Here is a 13525-nt window from a genome sequence, read left to right as displayed (position 1 = left end):
ACCTGCCGATGCGCGGGCCCGGGACGCGACGTACGGTCGGAGGAACGCGCGTCAACGGTGACGTGCTGGGCGCGTCAACGGTGACGCGCAGAAGGGAGCGTCGTCGTGCGGACGCACTCACGCACGCTGGTCTGGGCGCTGCGCGCCCTCCTGGCCACCACGGGCGCCATGCTCATCGTGATCGTCGACGCGGTGCTCAGTCACCCCTGACGCGAGCCGGGCGCCGGGTCACGGCGTCCGCCAGCGCGGCGCCGACGAGCACCGCCAGGCCGGCGCCGCCGACCCACCACGTCGTCGTCACGAGCCCGGCGGCGACATGGTCGGCGACGAGTGCGACGGCCGGGTCACCGAGGAACGCCGCGGCGGGACCCGCCAGCACCCCCGCCCGCACCACGCGCACGCCCACCAGCACCACGAGCGCGCCGAGCACCACCGCGCCGGCGACCCACGCGGCGGCCCGGGCCCGGCGTCGGGCCAGCGCCACGGCACCCACGGCGGCCGCGACGGCGACCCACGGGGCCCACCCGGCGGCGCGCTCCGCCGTGCCGACGGTCTGCTGCAGCCGGGCGGTCGTCCCGCCGTCGAGGACCGGGACGACGACGGTGACGTGCGGCACGAGCCTGTCCGGTACCCCGACGGCCACGACCGCACCGCGCACCGTGTCGGCCAGGCCGGTCAGGTCCAGGGTGAGCCGTCCCTGCGCGTCGACCTGGGCCGCCGCCCCGGGGCCCCCGCGCAGCGTGCCGACCAGCTGGCCGTGGAACGTGCGGTTCGCGCTCGCCCACGCGGCGGCGAACCCGTCGGACCCCACCGCGTCCAGGGACCGCTCCCGGACGACGCCCGCCACCCGCTGCTCGACGCCCGCGGCGGCGTCGTCCCCCAGGGTCCCGGGCAGCAGGCCGACGACGTCGTCCAGCGGGAGCGCCGCGGTGACCCCGCCGGCGACCCGGTCGGCCACCGCACCCTGCAGCCGGGCATCGTCGGCGAGGGGCTCGACCAGCCGGAGCCAGTCGTCCGTGTCGAGCAGCGTGGTGCGTGCCCAGACGCCGACGAGCGCGACCGGCGTCGACAGGAGCACGAGCACGACGAGCACCGCCACGAGGCCCGGCCGTCTCCGCACGCGCCGATCCTGCCCGAAGGGCGGCGTCGCGACACCTGCACGGCACCGGTCGCGCCGTGCGGCCCGGCCGGCCGGCCCGACCGGTGGAGACAGCGACCGGCCCGAAGGTGCCGCCGCGGGCGCCCGGCCGCTGCCGGACCCGTCCGCGCGACCGGCGGTGGGGGTGGGTGAAAGATGGTGATTCGGGTGGTTCAGGTCGCATACTGTCCAGGACGTGCGTCGGTGCGCGCACCGGGGAGGGCTCGGCATGGACACGCAGCGACGCGGGAGAGCGGAGACGTGGGTCCTCCGCGTCCTGCTCGCTGCGCTGGGCGGTCTGCTGCTGGTCCTGATCCAGGTCGCCGCGGGGGACGCCGCCCACGCCCGGACCCCCGGGGACGCCCGAGCCCTGCCGGCCGTGGCGGTCTCACGGGTGACGGACACCGTCGCTGCGCTGGGAGGCACCGCCGTCGAGCACGCCGGCACGGGGGATCCCGGCGTCCCGGCGGAGCCGTCGGGCCAGGACGAGCCGACGGTCCCGGACGGGTCGACGGTCCCTGCGGAGTCGACGGTCCCGGACGGATCCGCCGTGCCGCCGGAGGCCGTCGAGCCCCCGGACCCGGCGCCCGTGGACCCGACCCCGGTGGACCCGACCCCGGTGGACCCGACCCCGGTGGACCCGACGCCCGTGGACCCGACGCCCGTGGACCCGGCGCCTGTGGACCCGACGCCCGTGGACCCCGCGCCCGTCGACCCCGCGCCGTCGGTGGACGACCCGCCCGTGGAGCCGGCGACGGAGGGGAGCGCGCCGCCCGCGACCGGTGACCAGGGCCTCGAGGACGTGCGACCCGTCGCCGGCATCGACCGGGAGACCGCTGTGCTGCGCCCCGACCCGGCGCTGCCTGCCACGGTCACCCTCGTCCCGACCGACCGTGCCGTCCTGGACCCCGTCGTCGTGGTCGCGACCCTTGACGAGGTCACGGCGGTGGACGCCGCCGCCCGGCTGATGCGCGAGCTGAGCACCTCCGCGCGCGAGCAGGGTCCCGCGACCCTGGTGCGCCCCGAGCCCTCGGTGCCGTCGCCGGACGCGTCGAGCGTCGGCACCACGGCGGCGCTCATCGACGACGTCGCGCCCGCCCCGGCGACCGCGACGTCACCCGGCCTGCGGACGCCCTGGCCCACGGCACCCGGGCCGGTCGGCCCGCAGCCCGAGGCCCCGGCGGTCGTCACGGCGACGCCGCACGTCTCGCACGGCCAGGTCGCGCTCGCGACGACGCCCACGGTCCCGACCGTGCTGGTCCAGCGGCCCACGACTCCCGCGCCGGTGGCGCTCGCGACCCGGGGCGGCACCCCCGGCGCCGGTGCCGTCACGCCGCGTGCCGGCCCCACCGGCGGTCCGGTGCCCGGCCTGCGACCGGTCGTCCCCGCACGCGTGACGACGTCCCCGTCGTCCGACGTGCCGCCGACCGATCCCGAGCGCGACGTCCTGCCGATCCCTGCCTGACCGGACGGACGCGCCGCGCGCGACGTCCGACGCCCCCGTGGCGTCCCGGTTCTCCAGGCAAGGAAGTCGATCATGCACATCTACCTCCGCAGCACCCTGCCGACCGCTCGCCTCGCCGCCGGCCTCGCGCTCGTCACCGCTGGCGCCCTGCTCAGCGCCGGCGGCCACCTCCTGCCCGGTGCGCTCCTGCTGGCCGCGGCCGGGACGACCGCCGTGGTCCACCTGCACCGGCCCCGCCGGGTGCAGGCCCCGGACGTCGGTCCGGCGGCTCGCGCACCCCTCGTGCCGACCCAGCGCCGCGCGCCGCAGCCGCGGACGGGTGCAGGCCACCAGGCGGTCGCCGGGACCGGGACGGCCCACCCGCTCGGCCCCGGCCACGACGGTCCCGCGCCGGTGCCGCCCGGTGCCGGCACCCCCACCGACCTGCGGGTGCTGCCGCACGGCGCGCTGCCCCGTCAGCGGCGGCCCTCCGCGGGATCCTGACCGCACGCACCGGCAGCGCGCCCGGGTCGCCCGGGCGCGCGTCCTGCGTCAGCGCGTGGCGTCGAGCCGGGCCATCTCCGCCGCGACGTCGAACGCGGCCTCCGGCCACCCGAGGTCGAGGTCCGTGAGCGCCCGGTGCAGCAGCGCGCTGACCGCGAGCCGGGCGTACCACTTGTCGTCGGCCGGCACGACGTACCAGGGGGCCGCGTCCGTGCTGGTCCGGTCGAGCACGTCCTGGTAGGCCGCCTCGTACGCGGGTCGCCGCGACCGGGCGTCGACGTCCGACGGCGAGTACTTCCAGTGCTTGTCGGGCCGCTCCAGCCGCTTGCGCAGCCGCCGGAGCTGCTCGTCGGGGGAGACCCACAGCAGCACCTTGACGACCGTGGTCCCGGCCGCAGCGGCCTGCGCCTCGAACCGGTTGATCTCGTCGTACCGGCGCTCCCAGACCTCGGGCGCGACGAGCCCGTCCACGCGCGCCACGAGCACGTCCTCGTAGTGGGAGCGGTCGAACACGCCGATCCGCCCCGGCCGGGGCAGCGCCCGCCGGATGCGCCACAGGTAGTGGTGCCGGGCCTCCTCGGGTGTCGGGACGCCGAACGCGTGCAGGGCGACGCCCTGCGGGTCCACCTGGCCGAGCACGTGGCGCACCATCCCGCCCTTGCCGGACGTGTCCAGGCCCTGCAGCACCAGCAGCACCGACCGGTCGCCACCGGTGCGTCCGTGGGCGTAGAGACGCTCCTGCAGGTCGGCGAGGTCGCTGCCGATCGCGCCGAGCGCGCCCTTGCACTGCGCCCGGGACCCCTCGAAGCCCGGGGTGGAGGCGGTGTCCAGCTCGGTCAGGACGAACCCGGGACGCGCACGCAGCAGCTCGATCGCCGTGTCCCGCTGGGCGGTCAGGCCCTCGACCGCTGCGTCGCGGGCGACGGCGGCGCGTGCGGCGGCCTCCTGCTCGGCCTCGGCGGCCTTGCGCTCGGCCTTCTCGACCTTGCGGGCCGCCTTCTGCAGCTTCTCGTCGGCCTTCTTGCGCGCCTTGCGGCCCGCCTTGCCCTCGGGCTTCCCGGAGCCCTTGGCGTCGGACGACTTCTCAGAGGCCTTCGTGCCGGACTTCTTCTTCGCCATGGTGGTCTCCTGGTCGAGGGGCGGCGTGCGGGCCGTGCGGGCGGGCGGGTCAGGGCCGGGCGGCGAACCGCTCGAGCAGGTCGGCGTGACCGCCGACGATGACCAGGTCGTTCGCCGAGATGCGGGTCTCGGGGGTGGCGTACTGGAAGTCGATGCCGGGGGACTTCACCCCGATGATGGTGACGCCGTAGCGCTCGCGCACGCGGGACTGGGCCAGCGTGAAGCCCTGCGTCTCCTTGGGCGGGCGCATCTTGACGACCGTGAACCCGTCCTCGACCTCGATGTAGTCGAGCATCCTGCCGCTGACGAGGTGCGCGACGCGCGACCCGGCGTCGGCCTCCGGCAGGACCACGTGGTGCGCGCCGATGCGCTGCAGGATCCGCGCGTGCTCGGAGCTGATGGCCTTGGCCCAGATCTGCGGCACGCCGATGTCGACGAGGTTGCCCGTGATGAGCACCGACGCCTCGAGGTACGAGCCGACGCCGACCACGGCCACGGGGAACTCCCGGGCGCCGAGCTGCTCGAGCGCCTCGGGGTTGACCGCGTCGGCCTCGACCAGCGGGACGCGACCCGCCCACTGGGCGACCAGCTCGGGGCTGCGCTCGACCGCCAGCACGTCCTGCCCCAGCCGGTCGAGGGTCGCGGCGATGGCCGACCCGAACCGTCCGAGCCCGATGACCAGGACACCGGATCCCTTCCGCGGGGTGCGCGGTGCGGTGCGCGGCTCGCCGCCGCCCGCACGCAGGCTGTCAGCCAATGATGGGCCTCTCCTCCGGGTAGCGGATCACACGACGACGGTTGCGCAGCGCGAGCGCGGCCGCAAGCGTCATCGTGCCGGTCCGGCCGATGAACATGAGAACGACGAGGACGTACTTCGCGGGCGTCGGCAGGTCGGCGGTGATGCCGGTCGACAGTCCGCAGGTCGCGAACGCCGAGATGACCTCGAACAGGACGCGGTCGAGCGTCAGCCCGGTCATGGCGAGCAGCAGCAGGGACGCGATCAGCACGATGGTCGCGGAGATGAAGCCGACCGCGATGGCGACCTGCAGCGTCTCGCGCGGGATCCGGCGTCCGAACGCCTCGACGTCCCGGTCGCCGCGCCCCTCGGCGACGATCGCGAGGAGCATGACGGCCAGCGTGGTCACCTTGATGCCGCCCGCCGTCGACGCCGACCCGCCGCCGACGAACATCAGGGCGTCGAGCAGCAGCCACGTGCCCTCGTGCATCTGCCCCACGTCGACCGTCGAGAACCCGCCCGAGCGCGGCATCACCCCGGCGAACAGCGAGGCCAGGATCGTCCCGCCGCCGTCCAGCGGCTGGAACGTGCCGGGGTTGGTCCACTCGAACGCCGCGACCACGACCGAGCCGAAGACCACCAGGCCGACGCTCGTGGTGATCGTCAGCTTGGAGTGCAGGCTCCAGCGCCCGGGGGCGCGCAGGTGGTGGGCGACGTTGAGGATGACCGGGAACCCCAGGGACCCGATGAACACGCCGACGATGATCGGCAGCAGCATCCACCAGTCCGAGACGAACGGGGCGAGGCCCTCCGGGGTGGGCACGAAGCCGGCGTTGTTGAACGCCGAGACCGCGTAGAACAGGGCGTGCCAGGCGGCGGTGCCCGGGGGCTCGCCGTGCACCAGCAGGCGAGGGAACAGCACGAGGGCGATCGCGACCTCGAGCACGGTGGACGTGATGATGACCGTGCGCACCAGCGACCCGACCTCGCCGAGGCGGGTCACCTTGGTCTCCGAGGAGACCAGCAGGCGCTGCGTGAGCCCGATGCGCCGCGACACGGCCATGCCCAGCAGGGAGGCCAGGGTCATGACGCCCAGGCCGCCGATCTTGATCGCGACGAGGATGACGGCCAGCCCCCACCCGGACCAGTACTCACCCGTGGGCACGACGACCAGACCGGTGACGGTGGTCGCCGAGGTCGCGGTGAACAGGGCGTCGACGAGCGGTGCCGGCTCCCCGTCGGCCGTCGCGAAGGGCATCTGCAGCAGGGCGGTGATCCCGGCGATGACCAGGGCGAACACCCCGAGGGCGAGGCGGGCCGGCGACTGCCGCGCGGACCGGTCGACGTACTCGCGAGCACGCCACAGCAGGCCGGGCCCCGCTGCCATCCCGCCTCCCGCTGATCGTGCCGACAGCACACTCTGGCACGCGCGGACGGGGCCCACGCGCGCACGGGACCGGGTGCGGACGCTACGGCACGTCGGGTCGACACGTGGGGCGTGCGATGGGACGGTGTGGCCCATGGTCGCGACCGACGCCCACCCCACCGCGCGCGGTGCCGGCGCGGCCACGACCCTGCGGGTCGGGTGGTCGACGGAGCTGCTGGGGTACGACTTCGGGTTCGGCCACCCCATGACCTCGGACCGCATCGACCTGGCGATCGCGCTCGCGGCGCAGCTCGGCCTGCTCGACCGGCCGGACGTGGAGGTCGTCGGGTCGGCGCCCGCGTCGGACGAGGTGCTGGCCACGGTGCACGACCCGGCCTACATCCGGGCGGTGCACGCGGCGGCCGAGCACGGCGTCCCGGACCTGGCGCGCGGGCTGGGCACGCGCGACGACCCGCTGTTCCCGCAGATGCACGACGCCGCCGCCCGCGTGGTGGCCGGCACCCTGGACGCGGTGCGCGCGGTCTGGGAGGGGCGCACGCAGCACGCCGTCAACGTCGGCGGAGGGCTGCACCACGCCCAGCCCGGGGCGGCGTCGGGGTTCTGCGTCTACAACGACGCCGCGGTCGCCATCCGGGACGTGCTCGGGGCCGGGGCGCAGCGGGTCGCGTACGTCGACATCGACGCGCACCACGGCGACGGCGTGCAGGACGTCTTCTGGGACGACCCCCGCGTGCTGACGGTCTCCATCCACGAGACGGGCCACGCGCTGTTCCCCGGCACGGGCTACCCGACGGAGATCGGCGGGCGGGGCGCCGAGGGCACGGCCGTCAACGTGGCGCTGCCCTCGCGCACGGACGACGCGGGCTGGCTGCGGGCCGTCGACGCCGTGGTGCCCGCCGTGGTCCGCGAGTTCGCGCCCGACGTGCTGGTGACCCAGCACGGGTGCGACACGCACCGCCTGGACCCGCTGGCCACGCTGCGGGTGTCGGTCGACGCCCAGCGCGTGGCGGCCCACCTGCTGCACGACCTGGCGCACGAGGTGAGCGACGGGCGCTGGGTCGCGCTGGGCGGCGGCGGGTACGCCATCCTCGACGTCGTGCCGCGCACGTGGACGCACCTGCTGGGCGTCGCCTCGCACCGGCCGGTCGAGCCGAGCACGCCCGTGCCGGCGGAGTGGCTGGCCGTGGTCCGGCAGCGGTACGGCCGTGAGGCGGTGGCGCGGATGACCGACGGCGCCCCGGCGACGTTCCGGCCCTGGTCGGGCGGGTACGACCCCGCGAACGACGTGGACCGGGCGATCCGGGCGACCCGGACGGCGGTCTTCCCGGCGATGGGGCTGGACCCGGACCTCGACTGACCGGCGGCCGACTGCGACGCTGGGCCGGGCGGGTGTCCCGTGCTTCCCACCTGTCACACGCGCAACTAAGGTGGTCTGGCACCCGGAACCTCGGGTGCGCGACGCCGGCGCGGCCCGGCCATCCAGGAGGGCCGGGGCATGGGCGAGGACCAGGGCGGGCGGTCGACCCGCGTGCGGTACCTCACGGTCGTCGAGGTCGCCGACCTCATGCGCGTCTCGCGGATGACCGTGTACCGGCTGGTGCACGCGGGTGAGCTGCCGGCGGTGCGCGTGGGACGGTCGTTCCGGGTGCCGCAGGACGCGCTCGACGCCTACCTGCGCTCGTCGGCGACAGTCGAGCCCGAGGGGCTCGGCGAGGAGCGGCGCAGCTCCTGAGCACGCCCCGCCGCCGCGGGTGCGCGGGCAGCCGTTCGCGGACGCGGCGGCCGATCGCGTAAGGTGGGTGCTCGGACTTCTGCGTGCGTGGGTGATTCGGGTCGGCCCGATGCGCACCGCGCGTCGATCGACCACCACTCACGGCCCTCGGGTCGTGACCGGAAACAGAGTGAGGACCGCATGGGCTCCGTCATCAAGAAGCGCCGCAAGCGCATGGCGAAGAAGAAGCACCGCAAGCTGCTGCGCAAGACGCGTCACCAGCGTCGTAACAAGAAGTGAGCTGACGCCGCATCGCGGCGAGCAGTGCACCGCGGGCCCGGTCGGATGACCGGGCCCGACGTGTGTCCGGGAACCCGCAGGATCTACAACGATGTAGGATCAAGGGGTCTGCCACCCTGGGTCGGCAGGCGACACCACGGGCCGCGGGCGGCGACGAGGGCGAGGGCACACGGTGAACGGACGACGCAGCGGGGCCGTGACGATGCACGAGGTCGCGGCGCGCGCCGGGGTGTCGATCAAGACCGTCTCCAACGTCGTCAACGGGTACCCCTACATCCGCGACAGCACCCGCGAGAAGGTCGAGCAGGCGATCGCGGAGCTCGGCTACCAGCTCAACGTCACCGCGCGGAACCTGCGCCGGGGGCGCACCGGGCTCGTCGGCCTGGCCGTGCCCGAGCTGTCGCTCCCGTACTTCGCGGAGCTGGCCGACTCCGTCATCCGGGCCGCCGAGGCGCGAGGGCTCACGGTGCTCATCGAGCAGACCGGAGCGGTGCGCGAGCGGGAGCTCGAGGTGCTGCGCGGTCAGCGCCGGCAGTTCACCGACGGCCTCATCTACTCACCGCTCGCGCTCGGGCCCGACGACGTGGGCGAGCTCGAGGGCGTCGACTACCCCATGGTGCTGCTCGGTGAGCGCATCTTCGGCGGCCCGGCCGACCACGTGACGATGCGCAACGTCGAGGCCGCCAAGGCCGCGACGCAGCACCTGATCGACCAGGGTCGGCGGCGCATCGCCGTCGTGGGCGCGCACGCGGGGGAGTCGGTCGGCTCGGCGGCGCTGCGCGTGCAGGGCTACGTCGCGGCGCTCGAGGAGAACGGGCTGCCCTACGACCCGGCGCTGGTCGGCGAGGCAGGGCTATGGCACCGCGCGACGGGCGCCGAGACCATGGCGCGGCTGCTGGACGCCGACCTCGGCATCGACGCGGTGTTCGGCCTCAACGACGCGCTCGCGCTCGGCGCCCTGCACACGCTGCACCTGCGCCGCATCGAGGTGCCGGGCGAGATCGCCGTCATCGGGTTCGACGACATCGACGAGGCGGCCTACGCGGCACCCACCCTGTCGACCGTGAACCCCGGCCGCGAGCAGATCGCCGCCACCGCGGTCGACCTGCTCGTCGACCGGATCGACGGCGCGCAGGACGACCGGCCGTTCCGCCAGGTCGTCGCCGACTTCTCGGTCGTCGCGCGCGAGTCCACGATCGGCGACGCCGCGCACGTCTGAGCGGCACCCGGCCGGCGGGGCCGTCAGCGGGCGTCGAGCCGGTCCAGCCGCACGTCGACGAGCCACCCGGTGGCCAGCAACGGCACCGCCACGCCGCCGAGCACCGCGAGCGGCGGGGCGACCCAGCACGTCGCGGCCCACACGGCGGCGACGCCGAGCACACCCACCGCGGTGCCCGGGCCCAGGGCGGGCGCCAGGACGAGGAACCGCCACGTCGCCGGCAGGGGCGCGCGGTAGCGCCGCAGCACCGGGGCCGCGTACGCGAGGACCACGACCGCCCAGGCCGTGACCAGGCCCAGGCCCGCGCCGAGCGCCGCGCGCACCGGTCCCTGCGCGGCCGACAGCGCCCAGGCGTCCGCCGCGAGCACCGCCGCGACCAGCCACAGCGGCGCGCCGACGAGCACGGCCCGGCGCCACCCTGCCCGCCACGCGTGCCAGAAGTCCTGCCACACGTGCTCCGAGGGCGTGCCCGCGGGCAGGCGGGCCAGCACGCGGCCGCCCGCGTCGAGCGCGGGGAACAGTCCCAGGACGACGCCCCCGGCCAGGGTGCCGACGACCACGAGGGCCTGCACGGCCAGCAGGTGGGCGACCCACCGCAGGGCCGTCATCACCCCGCCGGCCCATCCCTGCGCGTCCACGTCCCCGATCCTCCCAGGTGCGTCAGGCGGGGCGGGTCGCGGCGGTGACCTGCCCGTGGTCGTCGAGCAGCACCGCGACCTGCGCCGCCACGTCCCGCACGGAGTCCCACGCGGGCAGCACGACCGCCTGCACGGGGGTGCCGTCGGCCCGCCGCGCCGCGAAGCGCCCGGAGCCGAGCGCGCGCACGTGCAGCAGGTCGAGGGTGCCCTCGTGCGTGCGCCGGACCGTCCGCGGGTCCGCGCCCACGTCGAGGACCTCCCAGGTGCCGGCGAGGACCGCGGGGTCCGTCGGCCACAGGGACTCGTCGTCGACCTCGCGGGCCTGCCCTGCCCAGGGCTGCGGGCTGACCAGCGGCCAGCCGTCGTGCGTCCACACCAGGCGTCGCACCTGCACCCGGTGGCGCGTGGGGTCGTCCTCGTCGCGCACGTGGTGCACGAGCAGCCGGCGCGCGGGCGTGCCGTCGCGGGCCGGTTCGGTGAGCACCGCACCGTGGCCCGGCGCCCGCAGGCCCGGGCCGCCGGCGAGCCGGTGCCCGGCGAGCACCACCGTCCCCGCGTCGTGCGCCGGGTCGCGCAGGTCACGGCCCGTGCGGTCGCGGTACGGGCCCGTGACCTCGTCGGCGACGGCGGCACGCACGTGGTACGTCGAGAACAGCGAGTCCCACGACGCGAGCATCGCCCACCCGCCGCCGGGGCGGGGCAGGACGTACGCGCCCTCGACCGCCCCCTCGACCTCGGGGGCCCGGCGCGCCAGCAGGACGCCCGGGCCGGAGCTCGGCACGCCGGGGGCCGGGGCGTCGAGCGCCAGGCCCGTGACCGGATCGAGCTCGAGGGCGTGGATCCCGCCGAAGAACGACCCGTAGACCATCCAGTGCCGCTCGGTGGCGCCCGTGGCATCGACCACGACGGCCGCGTCGATCGCGTTGGGCGGCCCGTCGCCGTGCGGGGAGCCGGTCGTGTCGGGCGGCACCGCCGCACTCGTCACGACCAGCCCGCGGTCGTGCCACGGCCCGCCCGGGTGATCGGCCTCGGCGAGACCGATCGCCGAGCACCGGGAGCCGAACGACGACGCCGACCAGTACATGCGCCAGCGGCCGCCCACGCGCACGACCTCCGGCGCCCACAGGCCGGTCGCGCCCGTGAGGGCCGCCGCGGCGGCCGGCACGCCCGGGAGCGCCCAGCCGTGGAACGTCCACGTCACCAGGTCGTCCGAGCGGCGCACCTGCACGCCGCCGCGGACCGGGCCGTCCGCGTGGGCGTCCGTCGAGAACAGCCAGTACGTGCCGTCGTCGTCGCGCACCGCGGTCGGGTCGTGGGCGTGCCCGGCCCCCCAGCCGGTGGTGTCGACGCTGCCGGCCGGGTCGAGGGTCGTCACGGCGCTACGCCTTGGAGCCGGTGAGCGCCACGGACTCGATGATCTGCCGCTGGAAGACCAGGAACACCACGAGGATCGGCAGCAGCGCGACGAAGGACGCGGCCATGATCAGCGGGTAGTCGCGCTGCGTGGCGTACTCCACGTTGAGGTTGGCGATCACGACCTGGAGCGTCTGCTTGCCGGGGGAGTTCAGGTAGAGGATCGGCCCGAGGTAGTCGTTCCAGACCGTCATGAACCACAGGATGAACTGCGCCGCGATCGCGGGGCGGATCATCGGCACGATCATCCGCCCGAAGATCGTCAGGTAGGACGCGCCGTCGATCTTCGCGGCCTCGATGAGCGAGTCGGGGACCGACTCCAGGTACTGCCGCAGGAAGAAGATCATGATGATGTTGCCGAACAGCAGCGGCACGATCAGGGGCAGCAGGGTGTCCACCCACTGCAGCCGCGAGAACATGACGAACTGCGGGATCATCAGCGTCGGGTAGGGGATCATCAGGCCCGACAGCAGGGCCAGGAAGATGACGTTCTTGCCCGGCAGGCGCATCTTCGACAGCGCGAACGCGGCAATCGAGGACGTCACCGAGCCGATCACGGTGACGGTGCCGGCGACGATGATCGAGTTCTTGAAGCCCGACAGCACCGGGGCCTCGGTCCACATCCGCGCGAACGTCGCCCACTGCGGGGAGTCGGGCCACAGCACGGGCGGCAGCGCGAACACCTCGGGCTTGGTCTTCACGGCGGTCGTGAACATCCACAGCAGCGGTGCGAGCATCGCCAGGGCGAACACCGAGAGCACGACGAGCAGCAGCGCGTTGACGGCGCGGCTCTCGCGGCGCGCACCGGTGCCGGACGGGCGCCGGCCGCGGGTGGCCAGGTCGCGCGGGGGCAGGGTGGGGATGGTGGTCATGGCGGGCCCCTCAGTCGATGCTGAAGCTGTTGCGCCGGTTGAGGCGGAACTGGATCAGGGTGATGACGAGGATGAGGACGCCGAGGACCATGGCCATGGCCGTCGCGTACCCCATCTGCTGGTAGCGGAAGGCCTGGCGCCAGATGTACCAGACCACGGAGGCGGAGCTGAACTCGGGCCCGCCGTTCGGCGTCATGATGTTGATCTCGGTGAACAGCTGCGCGCCGCCGATGATGTTGGTGACCACCAGGAAGAACGTCACCGGTCGCACCATGGGCATCGTGATGTGGAAGAGCCGCTGCCACCATCCGGCGCCGTCGAGCGCGGCCGCCTCGTGCAGGGACGCGGGCACCGACTGGATGGCCGCCAGGTACAGGAGCATCGAGTAGCCCAGGCCCTTCCAGACCATCATGAGGATGATCGCGGGCTTGACGGTGTCGGTGTCCTGCAGCCAGTTGGGCCCGTCGACGCCGACGACGGCGAGCACCTGGTTGACCAGGCCGAAGTCGCCGTTGTACGCGAACTGCCAGACGATCGCGATGGCGGCCAGCGAGGAGATCACCGGCACGTAGTAGATGGTGCGGAACGCGGTCCGCCCGGGGATGCGCCGGTCCAGGGCGATCGCGAGCAGCAGCGCCAGGGCCAGGCCGATCGGGATCCCGATCATGTAGAAGAACGTGTTGAACAGCGACTGGTGGAAGTACTCGTCACCGAGCAGCCGTCGGTAGTTGTCCAGGCCGGTGAACCGCATCGGTCCCAGCCCGTTCCAGCTCGTCAGCGACGCGTAGGCGGCGAACGCCACGGGGTAGAGCGTGAACAGCAGGAACCCGAGCACGGGTGGTGCGACGAACAGCATCGCCCAGCGGTGCTCGCTGCGGTGCAGCTGCCGGCGCTGGCGGGCGGTGCGCATCGACGCACCGGCGTCCGTCCCCTGCGCGCCGGGCACTGCCGGCGGGGCCTCGGGGGCCGCGGATCGCGACATCAGGGTTCCTCTCGTGCGAAGGCGGGCCCGGCCGCCGGGTGGTCGGCGGCCGGGCGCCGGGG

At 74.8% G+C, this 13525-nt stretch carries 14 protein-coding genes; 6 read left to right on the top strand and 8 right to left on the bottom strand.

Going from position 1 to position 13525, the window contains the following annotated elements:
- Positions 1–196 precede the first annotated feature (196 nt).
- Positions 197–1120 (bottom strand): hypothetical protein, encoded by a 924-nt coding sequence (locus KG103_RS13925; protein WP_207339135.1) that lies wholly within the window; start codon positions 1118–1120, stop codon positions 197–199.
- A 247-nt stretch (positions 1121–1367) separates the two neighbouring features.
- Here KG103_RS13925 and KG103_RS13920 point away from each other — a divergent pair, with 247 nt between their 5' ends.
- Both KG103_RS13920 and KG103_RS13915 read left to right on the top strand, forming a co-directional pair.
- Complete coding sequence (locus tag KG103_RS13920) at positions 1368–2603, top strand: hypothetical protein (RefSeq protein WP_207339134.1); 1236 nt, start codon at positions 1368–1370, stop codon at positions 2601–2603.
- Positions 2604–2675: 72 nt separating this feature from the next.
- Complete coding sequence (locus KG103_RS13915; protein WP_207339133.1) at positions 2676–3086, top strand: hypothetical protein; 411 nt, start codon at positions 2676–2678, stop codon at positions 3084–3086.
- Positions 3087–3134: 48 nt separating this feature from the next.
- On the opposite strand, the gene KG103_RS13910 is transcribed toward KG103_RS13915, so the two are convergent.
- The 3 genes from KG103_RS13910 to KG103_RS13900 are packed head-to-tail and all read right to left on the bottom strand — an operon-like array spanning position 3135 to position 6328.
- Positions 3135–4205, bottom strand: coding sequence for a PPK2 family polyphosphate kinase (locus tag KG103_RS13910; RefSeq protein ID WP_207339132.1), 1071 nt, complete (start codon positions 4203–4205; stop codon positions 3135–3137).
- A gap of 49 nt (positions 4206–4254) precedes the next feature.
- On the bottom strand, positions 4255–4950 hold the full coding sequence (locus KG103_RS13905; RefSeq protein ID WP_207339856.1) for a potassium channel family protein: 696 nt from the start codon (positions 4948–4950) through the stop codon (positions 4255–4257).
- A gap of 4 nt (positions 4951–4954) precedes the next feature.
- Positions 4955–6328 carry a TrkH family potassium uptake protein gene (locus tag KG103_RS13900; protein ID WP_207339131.1) on the bottom strand — a complete coding sequence of 458 codons (1374 nt, stop codon included), beginning with the start codon at positions 6326–6328 and terminating at the stop codon, positions 4955–4957.
- Between the two features lie 133 nt (positions 6329–6461).
- On the opposite strand from KG103_RS13900, the gene KG103_RS13895 reads away from it, so the two are divergent.
- The 4 genes from KG103_RS13895 (at position 6462) to KG103_RS13880 (ending at position 9558) form a co-directional block, all read left to right on the top strand.
- Complete coding sequence (locus KG103_RS13895; RefSeq protein WP_207339130.1) at positions 6462–7685, top strand: acetoin utilization protein AcuC; 1224 nt, start codon at positions 6462–6464, stop codon at positions 7683–7685.
- A gap of 138 nt (positions 7686–7823) precedes the next feature.
- Positions 7824–8060 carry a helix-turn-helix domain-containing protein gene (locus KG103_RS13890; RefSeq protein WP_207339129.1) on the top strand — a complete coding sequence of 79 codons (237 nt, stop codon included), beginning with the start codon at positions 7824–7826 and terminating at the stop codon, positions 8058–8060.
- 180 nt (positions 8061–8240) lie between these two features.
- The gene (locus KG103_RS13885; RefSeq protein ID WP_003792170.1) at positions 8241–8339 is read left to right on the top strand and encodes a 30S ribosomal protein bS22; all 99 of its coding nucleotides are present in this window, start codon (positions 8241–8243) and stop codon (positions 8337–8339) included.
- A gap of 202 nt (positions 8340–8541) precedes the next feature.
- Entirely contained in the window at positions 8542–9558 is a 1017-nt protein-coding gene (locus tag KG103_RS13880; protein WP_207339855.1) for a LacI family DNA-binding transcriptional regulator, read from the top strand.
- Between the two features lie 23 nt (positions 9559–9581).
- Here KG103_RS13880 and KG103_RS13875 read toward each other — a convergent pair whose 3' ends face one another.
- From KG103_RS13875 to KG103_RS13860, 4 genes are read right to left on the bottom strand one after another with little or no spacing between them, the layout of a single operon-like run.
- A complete protein-coding gene (locus KG103_RS13875) occupies positions 9582–10196 on the bottom strand; it encodes a YesL family protein (protein ID WP_207339128.1) in 615 nt (204 codons plus the stop codon).
- A gap of 22 nt (positions 10197–10218) precedes the next feature.
- Positions 10219–11571, bottom strand: coding sequence for an arabinan endo-1,5-alpha-L-arabinosidase (locus tag KG103_RS13870; RefSeq protein WP_207339127.1), 1353 nt, complete (start codon positions 11569–11571; stop codon positions 10219–10221).
- Positions 11572–11575: 4 nt separating this feature from the next.
- On the bottom strand, positions 11576–12481 hold the full coding sequence (locus KG103_RS13865; protein WP_207339126.1) for a carbohydrate ABC transporter permease: 906 nt from the start codon (positions 12479–12481) through the stop codon (positions 11576–11578).
- A 10-nt stretch (positions 12482–12491) separates the two neighbouring features.
- Complete coding sequence (locus KG103_RS13860) at positions 12492–13463, bottom strand: carbohydrate ABC transporter permease (protein ID WP_207339125.1); 972 nt, start codon at positions 13461–13463, stop codon at positions 12492–12494.
- Positions 13464–13525: the final 62 nt, after the last annotated feature.

This window comes from Cellulomonas wangleii (assembly GCF_018388445.1).
Lineage (GTDB): Bacteria > Actinomycetota > Actinomycetes > Actinomycetales > Cellulomonadaceae > Cellulomonas > Cellulomonas wangleii.
The sequence above is the reverse complement of the archived record's forward strand: the minus strand, read 5'-3'. Positions and strand labels throughout refer to the sequence as shown.

Excerpts from the sequence above, each read along its gene's own strand:
- KG103_RS13860 (WP_207339125.1), bottom strand. The coding sequence starts at position 13,463 with ATGTCGCGATCCGCGGCCCCCGAGGCCCCGCCGGCAGTGCCCGGCGCG.
- KG103_RS13885 (WP_003792170.1), top strand. The coding sequence starts at position 8,241 with ATGGGCTCCGTCATCAAGAAGCGCCGCAAGCGCATGGCGAAGAAGAAG.
- KG103_RS13900 (WP_207339131.1), bottom strand. The coding sequence starts at position 6,328 with ATGGCAGCGGGGCCCGGCCTGCTGTGGCGTGCTCGCGAGTACGTCGAC.
- KG103_RS13915 (WP_207339133.1), top strand. The coding sequence starts at position 2,676 with ATGCACATCTACCTCCGCAGCACCCTGCCGACCGCTCGCCTCGCCGCC.
- KG103_RS13865 (WP_207339126.1), bottom strand. The coding sequence starts at position 12,481 with ATGACCACCATCCCCACCCTGCCCCCGCGCGACCTGGCCACCCGCGGC.
- KG103_RS13910 (WP_207339132.1), bottom strand. The coding sequence starts at position 4,205 with ATGGCGAAGAAGAAGTCCGGCACGAAGGCCTCTGAGAAGTCGTCCGAC.
- KG103_RS13890 (WP_207339129.1), top strand. The coding sequence starts at position 7,824 with ATGGGCGAGGACCAGGGCGGGCGGTCGACCCGCGTGCGGTACCTCACG.
- KG103_RS13880 (WP_207339855.1), top strand. The coding sequence starts at position 8,542 with ATGCACGAGGTCGCGGCGCGCGCCGGGGTGTCGATCAAGACCGTCTCC.
- KG103_RS13920 (WP_207339134.1), top strand. The coding sequence starts at position 1,368 with ATGGACACGCAGCGACGCGGGAGAGCGGAGACGTGGGTCCTCCGCGTC.
- KG103_RS13895 (WP_207339130.1), top strand. The coding sequence starts at position 6,462 with ATGGTCGCGACCGACGCCCACCCCACCGCGCGCGGTGCCGGCGCGGCC.